The following is a 20,402-nucleotide window of genomic DNA, read 5'->3' as shown; positions in this document are numbered from 1 at the left end:
AATAAATGGTAAGGAGCTTTAATCATGGAAAATATAGATATCGGTAAAAAGATTGAAAAGCAAAGAAAAGAAAAAGGTTTAACGAGTAAAGAACTAGCAACGATGGCAGGTATTACACCTTCTATGTTAAGTCAAATTGAGCGTGGGTCTGCTAACCCTTCTATCCAAACATTAAAAGTACTCGCAAAAGCGTTAGATGTTCCAACATTTAGCTTTTTACTTGAAGATACAAATACAGACGATTTAATTGTACGTTCTCATAAACGAAAAAAAATGATTATCGATAATTTATCATATGAATTGTTATCACCTGATTTTACAGGGAATTTAGCAACAGCAATTATGACCGTTCCGCCGAATACAGCTTCATCAGAAAATGTACTAGAACATAAAGGTGAAGAATTAGCATTTGTATTAGATGGGATAATTACATTACATTTAAACGAAGAAGAGTACACTTTAGAAACGGGTGATAGCGTAAAAATACCCGCTTATTTAAAGCATAAATGGGTAAATCAATTCGAGAAAAATGCCATTGTTTTATTTTCTGTTACTCCGCCGATTTTTTAATACACAATAAAAAAAGATAGCCACGTACGGACATACTCCATACGTGGCTATCTTTTTATTTTTTCGGCACCAACAAAATTCCTAAACTAATAACAAAAAAGCTCATTATTTGCTGTGCTGATAAACCAAATAGAACCGAATTTTGTTCACTAACAAGCGACATAATGATATGAGCAAACCCCTCAACTATTAGAAAAACACTTATATTCTTTCCATTTCCTAATCTTTCATTTTTCATCCATAACAAGCCCAGTATACAAAGGCCAAGGATGATTTCATATACGAAAATGGGATGATATAAAAATTTAGATTCATATATTTTCACACCCCAAGACAGTGTCGTTTGTACACCTATTTTGTGGTGGAATAGAAAATAAAAAATAATACTCATACATAGCCCAATAGGCAATGCATCAAGTAAAATACGAAACGAAAATTGCTCCTTTTTACTTTTCCAAACAATATATGCACTCGCAATTACACAGCCTGCTATAATATGCTTCATACTTCCTATAGCTAATAATGCTTGCAATGGCGATTTAAAAGCCCATACTGGATTTATTATTGCCGGTGCAAATTTCCATACAAATACAATGATTAGAAAAGCATTTGTTACTGCATCCATCATTTTTTCATATGGTACACTTTCGTTCTTCATCTTTCGTTTCATCAACATAAATCCAAATAGACTTCCAATTATAAGAGATACAGGTTGTAACCTCATGATCCATTCCATCAATACAAAATCCCCTTAACTCTCAATTAATTTCTTAAATTTCTCTTCTAATTGATCTGGAGGTAATACACCTCGTACTTGCTCTACGATAATCCCATCTTTATTAACAAAAAATGTCGTTGGTAACGAAAATACTTTATAATCTAATCCAGCTACTCCGTCCATATCTAGTAAAACAGGAAACTTAAATCCGTGACGATCTGCAAACGCGCTCGCTTCTTGTACCGGATCTCCAATTGTCGCATTTACCGCAAAAATTTCAACATCCTTTTTATATTTATCATACATATGAACTAAGTCAGGTGCCTCCATTTCACATGGGCCACACCATGATGCCCAAAAATTAATAAGATATGGTTTTCCTTTTGCATCATTTAACGAATGCAGCTTCCCGTCCAATCCTTTTAATGTTATGTTTGGCGCTTTAAACCCTACTTGTGGTAATACTTCTGTTTCTTGTAACTCCGCTTGTTTTGCTTTTCTTTCTTTTTCTTCTTTTTTTGTATTATAAAAGTTCACTCCGGCCCAAATTAATGCCCCGGCCAGTATAATCGCAATTAGTTTCTTCACTTTTCTTCCTCCTCATTTTTAAAAACCAGTAAATCCACCGAATAGGCGAATAAAGAATGCTGTAATTTTCGTCATTTGATTTGTATACAGTAAAATACCTGTTATAATCATCATTCCTCCGCCAATTTTCATCATGACATTGGCATATGTAACAATCCATTTTACCTTTCCAATAAAGAATGCCATTACGAAAAACGGAACCGCAAACCCAAGATTATATGCTGTAATATAAAGAAGTGCACCTTCAGGATTCGTCGCCCCAAGCATGAGTACAGCTGAAAATATCGGTCCAACACATGGCGTCCAACCGGCTGCATATGTCATACCGACTAAAATCGAGCGAATATATCCAGTCGATTTACTTCTATACTGTACCTTTTTCTCTGCCATAAGCCACTTAGGCTGAAACAAACCCGTCATAAACAGCCCCATCAAAACAATGAAAATCCCGCCAATTTGTTGAATCAATTTTTGATTAGATGAAAATGTTATTCCAATCCAACTTACCGATAAACCTAACGCATAAAATATAACCGAAAATCCGATCATAAAAAATACAGTATGCATAATCGCTGATTTTTGCATCATTCCACGATTATCTTTTAAATCTTGAATAGATACACCTGTAATATATGATAAATAAGATGGATATAGCGGTAAAGAACATGGGGATATAAATGACAATACCCCTGCCCCAGCTACAAGCCAAATTGTTAAATCTGCTGCATTCATTTTATTCCCCCTAAATACACTACAATGAGTAGTGTTAATTCTTAAAAAAAGAGGCTATATGCACTCTCCGACAATAAGTACAACCGATATACAGAATAAAGCTAATGTTACATATACCGAATTCGTATGTAATGGAATATTAAGCTTTACGACTTTTTCATTTAACACTTGCTCGATTCGTAAATTTATTGCTGTTTTTGCAAATGAAGCTGTCACACATCGATTTTCGATTGTCTTTATTTTAATTATTTTTAATAATGCGCTACCTAACTCGAATTTAGATTTCATTTTTCGCATTGCATATTTATCTGCAGCTAACTCCTGATACACATGATAGCGTTGCAATAGCCCTTTTAATATCGGGATGTATATCATTCCTTCTGCTAATAACGTAAAACAAAATAATTTTAACGGATCTCGATTATTTTGATGATATTCTTCATGAAAAATAATTGCATCCATTTCTTCATCTGAGAATGTTTGAAGCATCCCTTCTGACATGACAACTTTCGGACGAAATAACCCAATTGTAAATGCCGCAACTTCCGAGGTCGGCAATATATATATTTGTTTTCCTTTTCGAATGAAAGGGATAAGTACTTTTTGTAATTTTTTACTATAGAAAAATTGTCGCCAAATTCTGTTGCATACTATGAGTACAGTAAGTAATAGTAATCCAGCAATTATAATACGAATGAGCGATAATTCCTTCATATGTTGTTCTAACTGAAACAAGCAAAACTTTGAAAGAAAGAACGCCTTATTTTGAAATAGAAATGGATATGTAACGTAATACACTAACAAACTGAAAAAGAGAGTACTAACAATTACTGCTAACAATATGATTTTACGCATTTGCCATTTCATTTCATTGATCCTCTTTTTTTAACTGATTCAATTTGTCTTCTAATTTTTTTATTAAAGTCGGATCAGCCTGCTCTAACTCATCAAGCATATGATTTACAACTAAATCTCCAAATTCCCCCATCAATTCCTGTGTCATTTTCTTCGTTTGATTGGATAAGAATTCTTCTTTTGTTTGCACAGCACGATATATACCACTTCTTTTCACAGTCTGTTTTTCTAAGTGGAATTTCTCTACTAACCTGTTCATAACTGTCATGACCGTATTAAAATTCACAGGTGATTCTTCACCTAATTTCTGCTGCACTTCTTTAATCGTAATACCCTCGGTAGACCAGACAATCTCCATAATTTTCGCTTCAAGCGGTCCAAAGAAATGATTTAACCCTTGCTCATTTAACTTATAGTTTTGAGTAAACATAGTACGGCTCCTTTCACACTACGAATTGTAGTATAAATTAAATGAAAGGTCAAACACGAATGATATGCACTAAAATTCACTACCTATAAATCAGTACCCCGTTCTATTCATCGTAAACCTAATTTCTCTCCAAATGTATCAAAGAGATACTGCTCTAATATTTGCACACTAAACTTCTCATTACGTCCAAGTGCAAATAATTCCCGATCTTTCGCTACAATCGTATCTAACGGAATAACGACATTATCCACTATTTTTGTAATTTCAATGATGTTACTTTTTACATTTACCTCTGTTTTAAATTCAATGTTTTCTAATACGATATGCGAGCGTCTTCCTGATGCCAAAAAAGTAAAGTTAGGATTTTTATAAATGCCAATTTCACTCTCTAATGGGTATAAATACTGAAAAATGATATCTCTATGTCCATCTTTTATTATTTTTTCATCCTTCTCATCATCTAAGTATTCTTTCACCTTCGTTGTAAATTCAAATCGAAAATCCACTTTTTTCACGCTCCCTCTTTGTATTTTTATATTAAATAAATATATTGAAATAATTTTACCATATTGTAATACAAGTTCCTATTAAAAGTAAAAACTCATTTGTAAAATCTCTATTATTTCCGATTCTTTTTTAAAGTATAAGCACTAATTCAATATGAATTAATGCCTTATTATATCTATTTAAACATATTGTTTCCATATTTTGAAACAATAGTATGAAGTATTATATATCGATAAAGTGAAACTTTTATCAGCTCTCACCACCTTTACTATTCCGATATACTGAAACTACATTTTCTACTTATTCATTACATAGAGAAGGAATGTAAGTCTCTTCTATCGAATTTTTATATAACGAAAATGATTAGGTGGTGCTTTACTATGAAATTAGCTGTCATTGGTGGCGGTGACTTACAAGATTCAAATCACTCGCCTATTAATGAGCGACTTATAGCATTAACAAATAAACAGTATCCAAAAGTATTATTCATTCCTACAGCTAGTCATGATGATGAAAGCTATATAAAATTATTTTTAGACACGTTCGAAAAACAATTACACTGTGAAGTACAAATTTTACGTACTATAACCGATACACTTTCTAAATATGAAATAGACGAAATGATTCAATCAGCTGATTTAATTTATCTCGGTGGTGGGAACTATATTCACATGCTTACACAATGGAAAGAACTTAAACTAGATGAAAAATTATTATTTGCTTTGCAACAAGGAACGCTCATTGCAGGGTATAGCGCCGGTGCTATGTGCTGGTTCACATCTAGTATCCGATCCGATTACGAAAGTTCTGGTTATATAGAGAGCAACGGCTGGGGTATTATGAACAAAAGATTTTGTCCACATTATAATCAATTAAATAGAATGAACGCCTTCCATTCCTTTTTACAAAATCATCAAGGTAATATAGAAGGAATTGCACTAGAGGATAATTGTGCTTTATATATTACAGAAGAATCTTTTGAAATTATCGGCGAACCTGAAAAAGCGTGGGAGTTTTATATGAGTGATAACAAACTCATTAGACAACATTTTGATATCACTTTAAAAAGCTATTTATAAACCTACACTTACAAAAAATGTCCCTAAGTATAATAACTTAGGGACATTTGCATGATTTAGCTCACTAATCGTGTAATTCGTTTCTTCTGCCATGAAAGCTTATAATATGCATACTGTAAAATTAAGCTGACAATAAATGCTGCTGGGTACCCAATCCATATCCCTTCTATACCAAGACTTGTATGGTAAGAAAGGTAATACGCTACGGGTACTTCAACAAGCCAAATTGATACAACGCCGATAACAGTTGGCCATAATACTGTACCACTTGCTCGCATTGTCGCACTAATAATTTGCGCATGACCGAAAATTAAATAACTCCATAATGTGATCATAACTAGGCTGTGAGCAATATCAATTGTAGTTTGACTCGTTAAAAATAGTGATAGTATGTCTCTTGAGAACAAGTAAATAAGAGATATTAGCACACCACCGATAACGTAGTTCATAATAATTCCGGCCTTCACAACTTTCTGCAATCGACCAAATTGATTTGCACCAATTGATTGTGCTGCAAAAATGGAAACTGTAATACCAAGGCTAACTGCTGGCATTTGTACATAACTTGCAACCTGATTTACGACGCCGTAGGCTGCTGTTGCATCCGAACCGTAACGATTTACAAACGCGATGACCGCAATTTCAGATAATGAAACTAATATCATATTAATACTCGCCGGAATACCGAGTCGTAGCAATAGCTTCAATAACTCCCCGTCCATGCGAAGATATTTCCTTACCGTACTATCTAATTGTAGTGGGTGATTTTTCTTCTTTAAATACACCAACATGACAATAAACGTAATAACTGTAGATATAACAGAAGCATACGCTGCTCCATACACATCTAATTTTGGAGCTCCTAACCATCCAAAAATAAGAATTGGTAATAAAATCATATTTAGTGCTGTACTTACAATTAAAAAGTAAAATGGCGTTTTAGAATCTCCTGTACCTCTCATAAATGTTGTATATGCGAAATATAAAAATAATACTGGCATCGATATAAATAATATACGTGCATAATGTACACTTATTTCAATAATATTTTCTGGCGTTCCCATAAGGCGCATAATATCCATTGCAAAAATACTGCCTACTATCGCCAACACAACTCCAATAATAAATGTAAATGTCAGCGTCGTACCAACGATAGCTTTTAAACGATCTTCATTTTTAGCACCAAACGCCTGACCAATTAAAATAGAACTACCTGAACCAATACCAATTACAAATGAAACGAGTAAGAAAAATAGAGGGAAGAATGCTGATATGGCTGCTAAATCATTCACTCCAAGCCATCTTCCTACTACTACCATACCGAATAATTGTCCAATTGATTGTAATACGTTACTTAATAATAACGGTACTAAAAACATGGACATCGACTTCCAAATCGGTTTACTCTCAATTTCTAACTTATGTGACTCCGCACCTTCTTTATTGTTATCTGTAGGTGGTTTCAAATTTCATTTCTCCTTTTATTAAAAGTCTATTTTTCAACTTCTATCTCTTTGTATAGTTGTTATAACAATGTGCTTCTATTCATTTTCTTTTCCGTATGATTATAACTTCACCCAATATTGACTTCCATCAGCTGTTCTATCTAAAAACCCATATTCGATTAAATACCTTCTTAACGTTACAAAATCCGGGTATACACTTTCTATAACTGTATTCACTTCTTTTTCAGTATACTTTTTATTACTATCAAACTTCGTCACTAAATGGCGTAATATAATTAATTTACGCTTTTGCTTTTTCGGAAATTTAGAAAGTGATCCATCTAATCCTTCTGTAAAATGCGCTTTTAATACTTCATCATTTTCTTCTTCTGTAATATTGTAGCGATCATCTACCATCGTTGCTGTTCTATGAATCGGTACAAATTTCGTTTGTACTTTTGATTTTTCTTCTGACAGTTCCATTAAAGCTAAAAACACTTTTGCTTGCTTCATTTTCTCTCGAAGTGTAAATCGATGATTGCGAATGGTTGAAGTACTTCCGCCATCCATCTCTTTTACAATTTCTTTATCATTCAGCCCCATATGGAAAAATTGAACCATCTTCTTTTGCAAATCAGTCAAACCCGTATACTTCTTATCAAGATTTAATAAATAATCAAACATAGACGTATGTTCATTTTGCACATGCACTTGTACAAACTTCTCAGCTTCATACAAAACTTGATTATCTTGATAAATAACTCCCTTAATAAATGCTTCTCCACAAGCTAAACAAATATATTCCTCTGCTTCCGCTTCAAATACATACCCTTTCTTCAATTCCTCAACCGAAGCATCCCAAAACTTCTCTGAAATATCACTCACACTAAACACTCCTTTAAAATGTTTATCTAAAAACAGACATTTTCCAATAACGTTTACTATCACTTCATCATCTTAACATACAGCAAATAAACATTTCAATGTTTCGTTTGCCCATTTTATAAACTTTTATTAAAACGTCTACTAAATAATTTTATTAAATGACTTAAAGTAACAAAAAAGCGAATGTATTTAATACGCAAATGAAGATAGAATGTGAAACAAAACATGACTATTCTGCAAGCTCTTTGGTTTACTGTTAAACAAATTTACGGTTCACATCATCCTCTTGGCCTTCCGCCTACTATACTGAAAGAAGTAAAATACACTGTTCAATATTTGAGTGACAACAACCTCATTTAACACGGAACTGGTATTTGCTCATTCCAAAACTTCAGCATTCGATTTTAACTACAAAAAAGGTGTTTCCATATACGAAAACACCTTTTACCCATTATATATTCTATTTGCAATCTCTAGTAATACTTTACTTGCCTGTACGAATATATGCTTTAGGTTTCGATCTTCAACAAATTTATTAGCACAACTACCTATAATCATCATACAACTAATTATGACTAGCGCTAACTTTCTATTCTTGTAAGTCACTTCATGCCACTCCGCTATTAAAAAACTTCCTTTGAATTTATCCCATCAAGAAATTTTACATCAATAATAAAACGTGTGAATATGCAATTTTGCATATTCACACGTTTTATTACGATGTTGTGATTTAATTTAGTTAAAGAACACGTATACCGAGGTGACTGACTTGAAGTTTACAGCGAAAAAGAATCCATTTCACGTCATTTTCATTACATTATTTAGCAGTATTTTTCTCGTTTCATTATTCTTCCAAAATGAAAATTCTATTTTTTTCACTCTCATGATGCTACTAAATGTCATGAATCTTTCTTCATTCTATTTCTCTCACTACGACGTAACGGAATCATCTCTTGTTGTAAAACATGGTTTTGTATTCCATACTGAAATTCCATTTGAAGATATTCGTCACGTTAAATTCTCTGGCAAAACACTTCGCTCTGAAAAGTGGACTAGGCAGCAATTAGAAATCCATTACAATTTATTTGATTCTGTGACAACTTTCGTACCCAAAGAAGAAAAATTCATTGCACTCTTAAAAGAGAACTGTCCACAAATGAAAGTATTGAATAGTCCTGCTAACAAATAATATATTTTGGCACTTGCAGTAATACAAATGGAAGACATACAAATATATATCAAAAAAGCCAAGATTCTAAACAAAGAACCTTGGCTTTTCTATTACTCTTTCGGGGCAATCATTTTTTTCGGATTGACAATTTCATCAAATTGCTCTTCTGTTAGTAGTCCAGATTGCAATGCTGCTTCTTTTAACGTTAACCCCTCTTTATGAGCATGCTTCGCAATTTTCGCTGCATTTTCATATCCGATATGCGGGTTTAATGCTGTAACAAGCATTAATGAACGATTTACATTCTCTTTAATTACTTCTTCATCTGCTTCAATACCCACTGCACAATTATCATTAAATGAAACAATTGCATCAGCTAATAAGTGAGCGGATTGTAAGAAGTTATATGCAATAACTGGTTTAAATACGTTTAACTCAAAATTACCTTGGCTCGCAGCAAATCCGATTGTTGCGTCATTTCCCATCACTTGCGCTACAACCATCGTTAACGCTTCACTTTGCGTTGGATTTACTTTACCTGGCATAATAGAGCTTCCTGGCTCATTTGCTGGAATAATAATTTCCCCTAGACCACTACGCGGACCGCTTGCCAGCCAGCGTACATCATTAGCTATCTTCATTAAATCAGCAGCTAATGCCTTTAATGCACCATGCGTATATACAACTTCATCATGGCTCGTTAATGCGTGGAACTTATTTGGTGCAGAAATAAATTGCTTACCTGTAAATTGGCTAATTTCCTCCGACACCATCTCACCAAATTTAGGATGAGCATTAATACCTGTTCCAACTGCAGTACCACCAATTGCAAGCTCTTTCATATATGTATTGCTCTCTGCAATCATACGTTCTGTTTTTTCAAGCATACGGTGCCATCCGCTAATTTCTTGTCCTAATGTTAACGGTGTTGCATCTTGTAAGTGTGTACGACCAATTTTTATAATATGTTCAAATGCAGTTACTTTTTCTGCTAACGTTTCTTTTAATTTCGTAATTGCTGGTAAGACATGATTTTCTACCGCAATTACACATGCTACATGAAGCGCTGTTGGAAATGTATCATTTGAACTTTGGGACATGTTCACATCATCATTCGGATGAATATGTACGTCAGATCCCTTCTCTTTCAAAATTTGATTCCCACGATTTGCAATTACTTCATTCACATTCATGTTTGACTGAGTACCACTACCTGTTTGCCATACGACAAGTGGAAAATGTTCATTCCATTTTCCTGCAATCACTTCGTCAGCTGCTGCCACAATTGCTTCTGCTTTTTCTTCTGATAGCTTTCCTAATTTTTGATTACTAAGTGCTGCACTCTTTTTTAAAATGGCAAATGCTTGTACAATTTCAAGCGGCATTTGCTCTGTTCCAATCGGGAAGTTTTCTTTACTGCGTTGTGTTTGTGCTGCCCATAATTTATCAGCTGGAACTTTTATTTCTCCTATTGTATCTCTTTCAATTCTGTACTCCATTTTTTCATCCCCTTGAAAATAAAATACCTACATCTCTTATAATAACAGACTTCCCCTTAAATGATAAGAATTCTCACTCATATATGTAAATATTCTATATTTATTTTTAAAAATTCCTCTTGACCTAAACTTAAGTTTAGGCTGTATCCTTTCCTTTGTAACCTACTATAACACTACTGGAGGAATTCAATATGAAAAAATATGCTTTCATAACAGGTGCAAATAAAGGAATTGGATATGAACTTGCTCGTCAATTAGCAGAAAAAGATTATCACGTATTTTTAGGTGCTCGTAATAAACAACTTGGACAACAAGCTGTAGAATCTTTACATGTATCAAACGTTTCCTATATTCAAGTAGATATTTCAAGTTCACAATCCATTCAAGAAGCAATCAAAAAAATTCATGAAACGACTGGCCACTTAGATTTATTAATCAATAACGCAGGCATAGCACTAGACTTCCATACGCTACCTAGTGAATTAAATATTGAAACTTTACGTCAAGGATTTGAAGTTAACTTTTTTGGAACATTCCAAATGGTGCAAGCCTTTTTACCATTATTAAAGAAATCAAGCAACAGTAAAATTATCAATGTAACAACTGACATGGCTTCCTTAACAATGTTTGCTAATGGTGAAACACATCCAATTAATGCGTTAGGGTATAATTCTTCAAAAACAGCTATTAATGCTTTAACATTAGCTTTTAGTAAAGAATTTAGTACTAACGGTCCAGAAATTTTCGGAGTAACTCCGGGTTTTACAACTACTGACCTTAATGGTAATTCCCCAGGTGGCCATACGACTAATGAAAGTGCTAAAATTATTATTAAATATGCATTAAGTGAAACAAACTATAATGGTAAAATACTAAATAAAGATGGCATTATAACTTGGTAGTAAAAGGATGAATTCTATGTTTTATACGATCGGTCAAGTCGCTAAAATGCAACACTTAACTATTTCTCAAATACGTTATTACGATAAACAAGGACTGTTTCCTTTTCTTCAAAGAAATGAAAAAGGTGATCGAGTTTTTGACGAAGAAGCACTGAAATATTTAGAAATGATTTTATGTTTAAAAAACACCGGTATGCCCATTCAAAAAATAAAACAATTTATCGACTGGTCTATGGAGGGAGAATCTACAATCCTTCGGCGGTTGGAATTAATGCAACAACAGGAGACCAATGTCTTACAACTCATTCAAGACACTGAAAAAAACTTAAAAAAGATACAACAAAAAATCGCTAAATATGAGAGCGAGATAACTTCTTCAACTCCTATTACAAAATAAAAAATCACCTTCTACAATATGTAGAAGGTGATTTTTTATTTTATGATACTTGCTTTCCTTTATCGGCATCATCTACATACCAGATGAATTTGCCTGTATATCCGTAAATAACTGCTAAAATTAACGATACAAAGCTTAACCACATAAACGGAACGTATGAGAACGTTGCTACACCTAAAATACCAGCCATAAAAATACCATTATCCGACCACGGAACCATACCAGAAGTTAACGTTCCACCTACTTCTGAGTTACGCGCTAATACACGTCGGTCTATTTTTAATTTATCATAGCTATCTTCCATAATTTTCGGTGTTAAAATTAGTGATACGTACATCGCACAACCAAATATATTCGCTAAGAATGCCACGATTAATGTAGACAATGTTACATTACCTGCAGAATTTAATTTCTTCTCGAATTTTGATACGATTACTTTTAAAACACCTAGTTTTTCAAGTAATCCACCAAATCCTAAACCGAAAATAATAACGGCCACTGAGCCAAGCATACCGTTAATTCCACCACGGTTTAATAACTTGTCTACAAATTCAACACCAGATTGAATTGAGAATCCGTTATACGCTGTTCCAATCGCCTCTCCAAAGTTCATTCCTTGGAAAAGAGTTGCCCAAATTGCACCAATTAAAGCTCCCATTGCAATTGTTGGCATCGATGGTTTCTTCATCGCTAATAGTGCGATAACAATGACCGCCGGAACAAGCATCCATATTTTAATATCAAATTGCTTTAATAAAGCTTCTTTTAAAAACTCTACTCGATTCAAATCTACATTATCGCCGCCATACATCCAACCAGCTACAGTAAACATAATGCTAGTAATAATGTAAGCCGGAACATCTAATACGAGCATAGCTCGAACGTGAGCAATAACATCTACTTTCGCCATAGAAGCTGCAAGAACTGTACTATCAGAAAGTGGTGATAATTTGTCACCAAAATAAGCTCCTGAAAGAACTGCACCAGCAACAAGCGGAAGTGGTAAGCCAAGTCCTTCACCAATCGCCATCATAGCAATACCCGCTGTTCCTACTGTTCCCCATGATGTTCCTGTCGCGATAGAAGTTATTGAACAAATAATTAATGTTGCCAGTAAGAATATGCTAGGGTGAATAAACTCTAATCCATAATAGATTAATGTTGGTACTACGCCACCAGCAATCCAAGTTCCAATTAAAGCACCTACTGCAACTAAAATCAGTATTGCTTCTAATCCGTTAGAAATCCCTTTCGTAATTGCATCTTGCAATTCTTGATAACGAAATCCTAATCTTAATCCAAGCGCAATTACTAAAAACCATGAAATAAATAGCGCTAATTGAATTGGGAGATCAAAAATCGTTTGGAAGGAAAAGACAACAGCAAGAAATAGTAATAAAAGAACTATGATTTCTAGCATCGATGGTAATCTTACACTTTTCATTTTTTTCTCTCCTTACAAGTCGATAACATGACGTATGTCGTCTTACATGTATGTAATATACAATTAGCGAAGACAAAACAAAATTTTCATATTATTTCGATTTATTTTTCCAGTATAATATAACACCTTTTCTATTGTAAAAGTAGATGTTACTTTTCGCAATGGAAAATATAAAAAATGTTACATTTTTATTTAGATAGAACAATCCGAGAATAACTTTTTTAATATTTACCACAACAAAACTTTTTACTATTCCCCATCTTTTAAGAGCTACCATTTTTCCCCACGCAAAAAAAGCACACATCATTAAAATGATGCATGCTCCACTTTTATTTATACATATCTTGTATTTCTTCTTTATTTTTAAGTATTTCCACAAACTTATCGCTACACCCTTTCGGAAACAATACTCCGAGTCCATATGAATGCTCAAACTGGAAATGAGGGTACTTCGCCTTAACCTCATCCCAAAATTTATACACGCCGAAATTTCGATCTTTCACCTCAATATCGTGAAATAAAACGATACCGTTATTCGCAAGTTTCGGTAACCATGTTTTATAGTCATGAGAAACTGCTTCATACGTATGATAGCCATCAATATGCAACAAATTTATCGTTCCATCTTGAAACCGATCCACAGCCTCGTCAAAAGTAGACCGAATTAAATTACCTATATGTGGGTAACTCATGTCCGTATATTTACTCACTATTTGAAAAACACCTTCTCCATATGGACCTGTATGCTCATCTCCTGCCCAAGTATCTACAGCAAAGCATTTTGTAGATAAGCCCCCATCTTTTACCCCTTGGCAAAAACTGAAAAAAGAAGCTCCTAAATGAGTACCTAACTCAACTAATATTTCTGGTTTTTCAAATCTTACTAAATCATAAGCAAAGTTTAAATGTCCTACCCACGCAGAATTCATTCGAATATATGGACTATATTGATCAAATTCAAATATTGGTTTATGAGTAACCCAGCTCATCACATTTCTCCTTCTACACATATTTTTAACAAACCAAATTACTCTTATCTTTATTTTTTTATCCGCTTGATTATGATTTAATTTTATAATTTTATCTCGCTTTATTTAACCTACTCACTTGTATCGTAAACGTAACTGAAAATACTAAGATTACCGCTTTGTAGTACAGAAATTTCAGTTTATTTTTCATGCATTTCGTGATATATTGCATATTGTATCCAAAACTTATTGAGAAAGGAAATAAAACTATATGGATCAAAATCGTTTAAAAGGAATCATTATGGTTGTAATTGGTGCTTGTTTATGGGGATTGTCCGGGACAGCTGCACAACAACTTTTCCAATATGAACACGTTTCTACTGAATGGTTAGTTACAATTCGATTGCTTATATCCGGCGTTATCTTGCTCATTATTTCATCATTCGGAACGAGAAAAAAAGAAATATTCGGCATATGGAAACAAAAATCTGATGCTATTAAAATGATTTTGTTTGGCCTATTCGGTATGCTTGCTGTACAGTACACGTACTTCGCTTCTATTAAAGAAGGAAATGCCGCCGTCGCAACATTATTACAATATTTAGCTCCTATATTTATCACTGTATACTTACTTTTCAAATGGAACGTTCGTCCATCAAAAATTGATTTTATTTCAATTGCCCTTTCATTAGTAGGAACTTTTCTCTTACTAACAAACGGATCTGTTCATAACTTGGCTGTTTCTACACCAGCTATTATTTGGGGTATTTTATCTGGATTATCTCTTGCTTTTTATAGTTTATATTCAAAGGGATTACTAGAAAGATGGTCTTCCTCTGTTATCGTTGGATGGGGCATGATTATTGGGGGGATGGGTGTAACAATCCTACACTTTATTTCTACAAAAGAATTCATTTTATTATCAACAATGAAATATGTAAAACTAAGTACCCTACCGCTTATCACATTTGTCGTCATTTTCGGGACACTTATTGCATTTTATTTATACTTAGACAGCATACGATACTTGACTCCGAAAGAAACGACATTATTCGGATGTACAGAACCACTCGCAGCTATTATTTCTTCTGTACTTATATTACACGTACCGTTTCAATCTTTTCAGTTATTAGGGGCTCTTTGTGTCATTGTAATGGTGCTTATCTTAAGCCAAAAGCCTGATGAAGGGAAACCCGAATTAAAGCTTGTTCATGAGAAAAAGGAAAATATACAATGAAAGGATTGAATTCACTATGCCTATCCCTCAAAATTATAAAAAACAAGGAAGAGTTTCGGCAAAATCACTCGTTTTAAATCAACTACAAGATTGGATTATTGAAGGTGTACTGCAGCCTGATGAAAAAATTAATGATGGGGAATTGGCTGAAGCACTAGGAGTAAGCAGAACACCTGTAAGAGAAGCACTTCAAATATTAGAACTTTCTGGATTAGTGGAAATGGTACCTGGGCAAAAAACAAAAATTGCTCCTATTAAGTTAGACGACATACCTATCATTTATGAAACGATGGCTGGTCTTCACTCTATTATAGGAAAGCAAGCCCTTCAAAACATTACAGACGTTGATTTGAAACTACTTTCTGAAATAAATGATGACTTTCAGCGCTCTATAGAGAACAAAAATGCAAAACAAGCTTTACAACTAGATATACAATTTCACAATACAATTTCTTCTATTGCTAAAAACCAATATATTGAACCCTTTCTAGAAAATATGCAACTTCACGTTTTACGTCTTGAATATTTGTTTTTCCAAAACTTCGTTCCAGCAAGTCAATCTATTGAAGAACATCATTCTATCATTCAAGCACTGCAGAAGCAGGACGAAAAACAAATGGAACTAATGATGTCTCAAAACTGGCTTCGTCCAATGAAAGAAATATCAAAAATAATTTCTATAAAATAATAATAGAGCTGGTTACATACAATCGTAACCAGCTCACCTTTTACTAATCTATATAGCTATGCTTGAATATCTGCATAATCTTCCATATCTTCGTACTCTTTTTCCAATTCCTCTAAAGACAGCTCGTATAATTGTCGGTCGCGAATTTTAAACACACCTGCTCCAATTAACTCATCGATTAAATGCCTCTTACGATTTTCAACAGCAAAACGGAGTTGACTACTCATCTTTTAAAAAACTCCTTTCTACGATCATTGAAAATGATAATCTTTATCAATTACCACTTTTGATTATAAAAGATGACTCTTTATAAGTAAAGTAATTTCATGAAATATTTACCTTACAAAGTATTTGTGGCCACATTATATATATGTATGCCGTGCGAAAAATGTTATGACACATTTTCTTATCCTTTTTCTTTCATACTTTGCAAGTTGTCTCACCATGATTAAACTCACCATCTATTTCTACTTGAATGGTGACATGTTCTACATGAAATTTTTCCTTTAATACATCCGTAGCCTCTTTTAATACACTTTGCGTTTCATTATCTTTAATAATCAAATGGCAAGTTAATACTTGAAAATCAGATGTGACAGACCATATATGCAAATCATGAACTTCTTTTACAACCGTAATATTTAATAATGTACTTTTTACCTCTTCAACATTTATGTGCTGCGGTGCACCCTCCATTAATATATGGACCGTATCACGTGTTACACGCCATCCACTAATAATGACTAAAATAGACACAAGAATACTAGCAATCGCATCTGCAGCAGTCCATCCGAAAAATTTAATACATAGCGCTGCAATAATCGCTCCGACTGATCCTAATAGATCGCCTAATACGTGTAAGAAAGCACTTCTTAAATTCAAATTGCCCTTCACATCTCCGCCTCTCATTAATATCCAAGCTGATAAAATATTAATAAATAGACCAAGTACGGCAATAATGAGCATCCCATTACTAGCAATCTCAACTGGTTCTTTAAAACGGCGTATTGCTTCAATAAAAATGTATACTGAAATGACAATAAGAACGACACCGTTACATAATGCTGCTAACATTTCGACTCGCTTGTACCCATATGTTTTCGCAGCTGTTGCTGTTTTTTCTCCAAGCTTAAACGCAAGTAAACTTAAAGCTAAAGATACCGCATCACTTAACATATGCCCCGCGTCAGATAGAAGTGCTAAACTATTTGTTACAAATCCTCCAATTACTTCAGCAATCATAAAACTTGTCGTTAATACGAAAGCAATTAGCAACGCCTTTTTATTGTTAGAATGACCGTGATCATGTGAATGTCCCATACGAATGCTCCTTTAAGTGCAATATCTGTATGTTAGTATGAAACAAACTCCCCATCTTTATCCCAAATTAACGCCCATAAACGTCCGCTTCCTCTATCTATACACTTCGCTATTTTTCAAACAAGTCCTTTTTCTCAACAAAAAATAAGACTACTTCTTTTTCAGCTTCATATTGTTTACTAATGAAAGAAATTTGAAGGAGGTTATGGAATTGAAACGATTATTTCTCTGTATGGAACGTGAACTTATTGTTGTAAAAGAACGATACGGTAACTATGAAATCTCATATCACTTACAAAATATGCAGCCTACTTGTATCGCAGTTGATCCATTCCAAAAGAATCGTGTATATTGCGGCACATTTGGACGAGGTTTATGGTTAAGCGACGATGGCGGTTATTCGTGGAAACCGATTGGAGATTCATATCGTTACTTTGATTTTCCTAAAGAAGATGGTATTTTACATTCTTCTATTACTTCTATAACGATAAGCTCAAATGAACAAGTTAACGGCTATGGCGTCGTTTATGTAGGCACAGAACCGAGTGCATTATTCCGTTCGGAAAATGGCGGTGAAACGTGGACGGAACTTAAAAATATGAAATCATTATTATCTTCTTATACGTGGGCTTTCCCGCCTAGACCTTTTACTCATCACGTACGCTGGATTACAGTTGATCCAAACAATCCTAATACAATCCACGTTTCAATCGAAGCTGGTGCAGTTATTCAAAGTAATGATAAAGGGCATACATGGATTGATAAAAAATTTGGTGCTCCTATCGATGCTCATCAATTGCTTATGCACCCTGAAGCTCCAAATCGCCTTTATGCATCATGTGGTGACGGATTTATGGGCGGACCTGCTCGCGCATACCTTGAAAGTTATAACAGTGGAAACAGCTGGATCTCATGCAGTGAAGGACTTGAACACCATTATTTATACAGCATGGCTATCGATCCGGCTGATTGCGATACCATTCTCGTTTCTGCCGCACCAAGTGCCGATCTCGCTCATCACCGTATTCCTTATGAATCTTATATATATCGTAAAACGAAAGATACTCCGTTCGAGCAAGTACAACAAGGTCTACCATCTGCAATCGGTACAGTCATCTCAATGTTTGCTACAAACCAAGCTGAACCACATACGTTTTACACTTTAAATAACAATGGCGTGTTTCAATCCAATGATAGCGGCGAATCGTGGGAACAACTAAACATTCCGTGGAAAGATGAATATAAAACACAGCATCCGCATGCGTTACTCGTAACTAGTTCTTAACGAAAAAAGACTGCCTAATGGTTTTAGGCAGTCTTTTTTTATTTATTTAAATCAATTACGATATCATCTAGAACAATATCTTTACTCTTCGCTTCTTTATTCGGCACTTCAATTTTCTTCTCTTTTCCATTCACATACTCCACTCCACCATGATTTTCAGGTGTATGAACTCGCAAGTGTACACGAGGTGTAACGATAAGCTTCGTTGCATTTTCATTTAACTTTTGGAATGTGGCACTCCAACTACTTTTATGTGGCTCCGCTACTGTACTAGTTCCGCCATTTCCTTCACCTGCATATTTATTTCCTAAATCATCTTTTATTTCTAATTCCACATCAGCGCTATCCCATATACTTCTTAATGCCTTAGATTCTTCCTGATTGTAAAAAACGATAAAGGACATCGGGGTTACTTCCATTTTATCTATGTTTACTTTTATTCCTTCTTTTTCAGAAATTCCTTGAAGCTTAATTTCTTTACTATCCATTCCCTTAACAGTAAGGGCAAAATTCCAATTCCCTTTTATAGATTTCTTTTCCTCATACATATTTATCGCCTCTATATCCCACCAAACATTTGCAACATCTAACCTTTCGCTACCATGACCACTCATCGTAGTCATACCTACATACTTTCCCTCTCCAACTTTTGTCACGTCCGAACTACCTCCTCCGCCATCAAAGCCCATCACTTGCGGACTTCCAAAGGGGAACGGTTTCTCTCCTAAATCTTTTTCGCTTTCAATAGAATATGTGATTGTAATTGTTCTCCCATCAAACACAGCATCATTAATTGTAACCTTAACCCCATTACTCTCTCTCGTCATATTCAATTCAGTCGAAAACTCTTTATAATTTTCATATAACCCTGTTCTACCATTATCTAAAAATCGGAATATATCACCTACAATTGGCAATCCCCCAGCATATGTAGGAAACCCGATACCAAGCGTCGCAACTGATAATCCTACTAAAATAGATGCAGCAGCGACACCTTTTTTCCAACTTTTCATCTTTTTCTTCGTACGTATCGATTGTTTTACATGGCGCTTCACTTTTTCTTTTTCAATTTCAGAAGCCTCAATTTCCTCAAGTTCTTTTTCATCTATATCAATGTCATTTAATAATTCATAAATGTCTTTCATATGGCACTACCTCCAAAACTAATATTCGTAGCATTTTGTTGTAGTTTCTTTTTCCCCCGGTACACGCGATTATCGATCGCTGCCCGAGTTAACCCTAACTTGTCTCCTATTTCCTCTGTCTTCATACCGAGAAGATATTTCATAATGAACACCTTTTGATCTAACGGTTCTAATTGATTAATAAGCTTCAATAACTCTTCCCTATCCTCCATAACGATTAATTCATCTTCAGCTGACTTTTCCGTACTAATAGGAAACTCATCTGAAATAATTTCTACTTTTCTAGTCGCTTTTCGGTAATAATCAATCGCTTTAAATTTCGCAATCGCTGCAATCCATTTTTTAAAGTCACTTGGCTCTCCATGAAATTTATTTGCGTTATTCCAAATGGAAAGAAATATATCGTTTACACATTCCTCTATTAATCCATCATTTTGAACTGGAAGAAGAACTTTATGCGTGATTCCTTTTATGAGTGGTAAGTATGTATCAACAACGAATTCTAGTGCATCTTCTTTTTGTCGTTGTAATCTTTTT

The 20,402-nt window shown here is 34.2% G+C and carries 23 protein-coding genes and 1 pseudogene; 9 read left to right on the top strand and 15 right to left on the bottom strand.

The window, feature by feature from the left end; translation table 11 throughout:
- Positions 1-24: 24 nt before the first annotated feature.
- Entirely contained in the window at positions 25-570 is a 546-nt protein-coding gene (locus MR113_RS23130) for a helix-turn-helix domain-containing protein (RefSeq protein WP_063263630.1), read from the top strand.
- A 55-nt stretch (positions 571-625) separates the two neighbouring features.
- Here MR113_RS23130 and MR113_RS23125 read toward each other — a convergent pair whose 3' ends face one another.
- From MR113_RS23125 to MR113_RS23100, 6 genes are all read right to left on the bottom strand, one after another.
- Positions 626-1,306, bottom strand: a complete 681-nt coding sequence (locus MR113_RS23125; protein WP_242257001.1) for a prolipoprotein diacylglyceryl transferase family protein — start codon at positions 1,304-1,306, stop codon at positions 626-628.
- A gap of 15 nt (positions 1,307-1,321) precedes the next feature.
- On the bottom strand, positions 1,322-1,876 hold the full coding sequence (locus MR113_RS23120; protein ID WP_242257000.1) for a TlpA family protein disulfide reductase: 555 nt from the start codon (positions 1,874-1,876) through the stop codon (positions 1,322-1,324).
- A gap of 18 nt (positions 1,877-1,894) precedes the next feature.
- Positions 1,895-2,608 (bottom strand): cytochrome c-type biogenesis protein CcdA, encoded by a 714-nt coding sequence (gene ccdA, locus MR113_RS23115; RefSeq protein WP_063263634.1) that lies wholly within the window; start codon positions 2,606-2,608, stop codon positions 1,895-1,897.
- 54 nt (positions 2,609-2,662) lie between these two features.
- Positions 2,663-3,475 (bottom strand): M56 family metallopeptidase, encoded by an 813-nt coding sequence (locus MR113_RS23110; RefSeq protein WP_242256999.1) that lies wholly within the window; start codon positions 3,473-3,475, stop codon positions 2,663-2,665.
- 1 nt (position 3,476) lies between these two features.
- Complete coding sequence (locus tag MR113_RS23105) at positions 3,477-3,893, bottom strand: BlaI/MecI/CopY family transcriptional regulator (protein WP_071721868.1); 417 nt, start codon at positions 3,891-3,893, stop codon at positions 3,477-3,479.
- Positions 3,894-4,000: 107 nt separating this feature from the next.
- Positions 4,001-4,399 carry a DUF3942 family protein gene (locus tag MR113_RS23100; RefSeq protein WP_048561514.1) on the bottom strand — a complete coding sequence of 133 codons (399 nt, stop codon included), beginning with the start codon at positions 4,397-4,399 and terminating at the stop codon, positions 4,001-4,003.
- 381 nt (positions 4,400-4,780) lie between these two features.
- On the opposite strand from MR113_RS23100, the gene MR113_RS23095 reads away from it, so the two are divergent.
- Complete coding sequence (locus tag MR113_RS23095) at positions 4,781-5,479, top strand: peptidase E (RefSeq protein WP_242256998.1); 699 nt, start codon at positions 4,781-4,783, stop codon at positions 5,477-5,479.
- Between the two features lie 56 nt (positions 5,480-5,535).
- On the opposite strand, the gene MR113_RS23090 is transcribed toward MR113_RS23095, so the two are convergent.
- Complete coding sequence (locus tag MR113_RS23090; protein ID WP_242256997.1) at positions 5,536-6,945, bottom strand: MATE family efflux transporter; 1,410 nt, start codon at positions 6,943-6,945, stop codon at positions 5,536-5,538.
- A 99-nt stretch (positions 6,946-7,044) separates the two neighbouring features.
- On the bottom strand, positions 7,045-7,809 hold the full coding sequence (locus MR113_RS23085) for a DUF2087 domain-containing protein (protein ID WP_242256996.1): 765 nt from the start codon (positions 7,807-7,809) through the stop codon (positions 7,045-7,047).
- Positions 7,810-8,064: 255 nt separating this feature from the next.
- On the opposite strand from MR113_RS23085, the pseudogene MR113_RS23080 reads away from it, so the two are divergent.
- Positions 8,065-8,169, top strand: a pseudogene (locus MR113_RS23080) (MBL fold metallo-hydrolase); the annotation flags it as partial.
- A 409-nt stretch (positions 8,170-8,578) separates the two neighbouring features.
- Positions 8,579-8,998, top strand: a complete 420-nt coding sequence (locus MR113_RS23075; RefSeq protein ID WP_242256995.1) for a PH domain-containing protein — start codon at positions 8,579-8,581, stop codon at positions 8,996-8,998.
- 92 nt (positions 8,999-9,090) lie between these two features.
- Here the strand turns inward: MR113_RS23075 and fumC are convergent, their stop codons facing one another.
- Positions 9,091-10,479, bottom strand: coding sequence for a class II fumarate hydratase (gene fumC, locus MR113_RS23070; RefSeq protein WP_242256994.1), 1,389 nt, complete (start codon positions 10,477-10,479; stop codon positions 9,091-9,093).
- A 191-nt stretch (positions 10,480-10,670) separates the two neighbouring features.
- Here fumC and MR113_RS23065 point away from each other — a divergent pair, with 191 nt between their 5' ends.
- Positions 10,671-11,381: an SDR family NAD(P)-dependent oxidoreductase gene (locus tag MR113_RS23065; protein ID WP_242256993.1), complete on the top strand. Its 711-nt coding sequence runs from the start codon at positions 10,671-10,673 to the stop codon at positions 11,379-11,381.
- Between the two features lie 16 nt (positions 11,382-11,397).
- Positions 11,398-11,778, top strand: coding sequence for a MerR family transcriptional regulator (locus MR113_RS23060; RefSeq protein WP_242256992.1), 381 nt, complete (start codon positions 11,398-11,400; stop codon positions 11,776-11,778).
- Between the two features lie 40 nt (positions 11,779-11,818).
- On the opposite strand, the gene nhaC is transcribed toward MR113_RS23060, so the two are convergent.
- Positions 11,819-13,222 carry a Na+/H+ antiporter NhaC gene (gene nhaC / locus MR113_RS23055; protein ID WP_242256991.1) on the bottom strand — a complete coding sequence of 468 codons (1,404 nt, stop codon included), beginning with the start codon at positions 13,220-13,222 and terminating at the stop codon, positions 11,819-11,821.
- A 329-nt stretch (positions 13,223-13,551) separates the two neighbouring features.
- Positions 13,552-14,211 (bottom strand): class I SAM-dependent methyltransferase, encoded by a 660-nt coding sequence (locus MR113_RS23050; RefSeq protein WP_242256990.1) that lies wholly within the window; start codon positions 14,209-14,211, stop codon positions 13,552-13,554.
- Positions 14,212-14,461: 250 nt separating this feature from the next.
- Between MR113_RS23050 and MR113_RS23045 the strand changes: the two genes are divergently transcribed.
- Together MR113_RS23045 and MR113_RS23040 are read left to right on the top strand one after the other, a co-directional pair.
- Positions 14,462-15,427 carry a DMT family transporter gene (locus MR113_RS23045; RefSeq protein ID WP_242256989.1) on the top strand — a complete coding sequence of 322 codons (966 nt, stop codon included), beginning with the start codon at positions 14,462-14,464 and terminating at the stop codon, positions 15,425-15,427.
- Positions 15,428-15,443: 16 nt separating this feature from the next.
- Positions 15,444-16,115, top strand: a complete 672-nt coding sequence (locus MR113_RS23040; protein ID WP_242256988.1) for a GntR family transcriptional regulator — start codon at positions 15,444-15,446, stop codon at positions 16,113-16,115.
- A 56-nt stretch (positions 16,116-16,171) separates the two neighbouring features.
- Here the strand turns inward: MR113_RS23040 and fbpA are convergent, their stop codons facing one another.
- Positions 16,172-16,342, bottom strand: a complete 171-nt coding sequence (gene fbpA, locus MR113_RS23035; protein WP_000098301.1) for a Fur-regulated basic protein FbpA — start codon at positions 16,340-16,342, stop codon at positions 16,172-16,174.
- Positions 16,343-16,535: 193 nt separating this feature from the next.
- Positions 16,536-17,435 (bottom strand): cation diffusion facilitator family transporter, encoded by a 900-nt coding sequence (locus MR113_RS23030; protein ID WP_063263646.1) that lies wholly within the window; start codon positions 17,433-17,435, stop codon positions 16,536-16,538.
- Between the two features lie 211 nt (positions 17,436-17,646).
- Here MR113_RS23030 and MR113_RS23025 point away from each other — a divergent pair, with 211 nt between their 5' ends.
- A complete protein-coding gene (locus MR113_RS23025; protein WP_242256987.1) occupies positions 17,647-18,720 on the top strand; it encodes a WD40/YVTN/BNR-like repeat-containing protein in 1,074 nt (357 codons plus the stop codon).
- Positions 18,721-18,758: 38 nt separating this feature from the next.
- Here the strand turns inward: MR113_RS23025 and MR113_RS23020 are convergent, their stop codons facing one another.
- Together MR113_RS23020 and MR113_RS23015 are read right to left on the bottom strand one after the other, a co-directional pair.
- Entirely contained in the window at positions 18,759-19,865 is a 1,107-nt protein-coding gene (locus MR113_RS23020; protein WP_242256986.1) for a DUF4179 domain-containing protein, read from the bottom strand.
- Positions 19,862-20,402, bottom strand: a 541-nt coding sequence (locus MR113_RS23015; protein ID WP_242256985.1) for a sigma-70 family RNA polymerase sigma factor, incomplete at its 5' end; no start/stop codon positions are given. The genes MR113_RS23020 and MR113_RS23015, both read right to left, overlap by 4 nt.

Origin of the sequence: Bacillus cereus group sp. BfR-BA-01379 (genome assembly GCF_022663605.1) — a bacterium.
GTDB lineage: Bacteria > Bacillota > Bacilli > Bacillales > Bacillaceae_G > Bacillus_A > Bacillus_A mobilis.
The sequence above is the reverse complement of the archived record's forward strand: the minus strand, read 5'-3'. Positions and strand labels throughout refer to the sequence as shown.

Excerpts from the sequence above, each read along its gene's own strand:
- MR113_RS23125 (WP_242257001.1), bottom strand. The coding sequence starts at position 1,306 with ATGGAATGGATCATGAGGTTACAACCTGTATCTCTTATAATTGGAAGT.
- MR113_RS23105 (WP_071721868.1), bottom strand. The coding sequence starts at position 3,893 with ATGTTTACTCAAAACTATAAGTTAAATGAGCAAGGGTTAAATCATTTC.
- MR113_RS23020 (WP_242256986.1), bottom strand. The coding sequence starts at position 19,865 with ATGAAAGACATTTATGAATTATTAAATGACATTGATATAGATGAAAAA.
- fumC (WP_242256994.1), bottom strand. The coding sequence starts at position 10,479 with ATGGAGTACAGAATTGAAAGAGATACAATAGGAGAAATAAAAGTTCCA.
- MR113_RS23030 (WP_063263646.1), bottom strand. The coding sequence starts at position 17,435 with ATGGGACATTCACATGATCACGGTCATTCTAACAATAAAAAGGCGTTG.
- MR113_RS23045 (WP_242256989.1), top strand. The coding sequence starts at position 14,462 with ATGGATCAAAATCGTTTAAAAGGAATCATTATGGTTGTAATTGGTGCT.
- MR113_RS23110 (WP_242256999.1), bottom strand. The coding sequence starts at position 3,475 with ATGAAATGGCAAATGCGTAAAATCATATTGTTAGCAGTAATTGTTAGT.
- MR113_RS23130 (WP_063263630.1), top strand. The coding sequence starts at position 25 with ATGGAAAATATAGATATCGGTAAAAAGATTGAAAAGCAAAGAAAAGAA.
- nhaC (WP_242256991.1), bottom strand. The coding sequence starts at position 13,222 with ATGAAAAGTGTAAGATTACCATCGATGCTAGAAATCATAGTTCTTTTA.
- MR113_RS23060 (WP_242256992.1), top strand. The coding sequence starts at position 11,398 with ATGTTTTATACGATCGGTCAAGTCGCTAAAATGCAACACTTAACTATT.
- MR113_RS23065 (WP_242256993.1), top strand. The coding sequence starts at position 10,671 with ATGAAAAAATATGCTTTCATAACAGGTGCAAATAAAGGAATTGGATAT.
- MR113_RS23050 (WP_242256990.1), bottom strand. The coding sequence starts at position 14,211 with ATGAGCTGGGTTACTCATAAACCAATATTTGAATTTGATCAATATAGT.
- MR113_RS23040 (WP_242256988.1), top strand. The coding sequence starts at position 15,444 with ATGCCTATCCCTCAAAATTATAAAAAACAAGGAAGAGTTTCGGCAAAA.
- fbpA (WP_000098301.1), bottom strand. The coding sequence starts at position 16,342 with ATGAGTAGTCAACTCCGTTTTGCTGTTGAAAATCGTAAGAGGCATTTA.
- ccdA (WP_063263634.1), bottom strand. The coding sequence starts at position 2,608 with ATGAATGCAGCAGATTTAACAATTTGGCTTGTAGCTGGGGCAGGGGTA.
- MR113_RS23095 (WP_242256998.1), top strand. The coding sequence starts at position 4,781 with ATGAAATTAGCTGTCATTGGTGGCGGTGACTTACAAGATTCAAATCAC.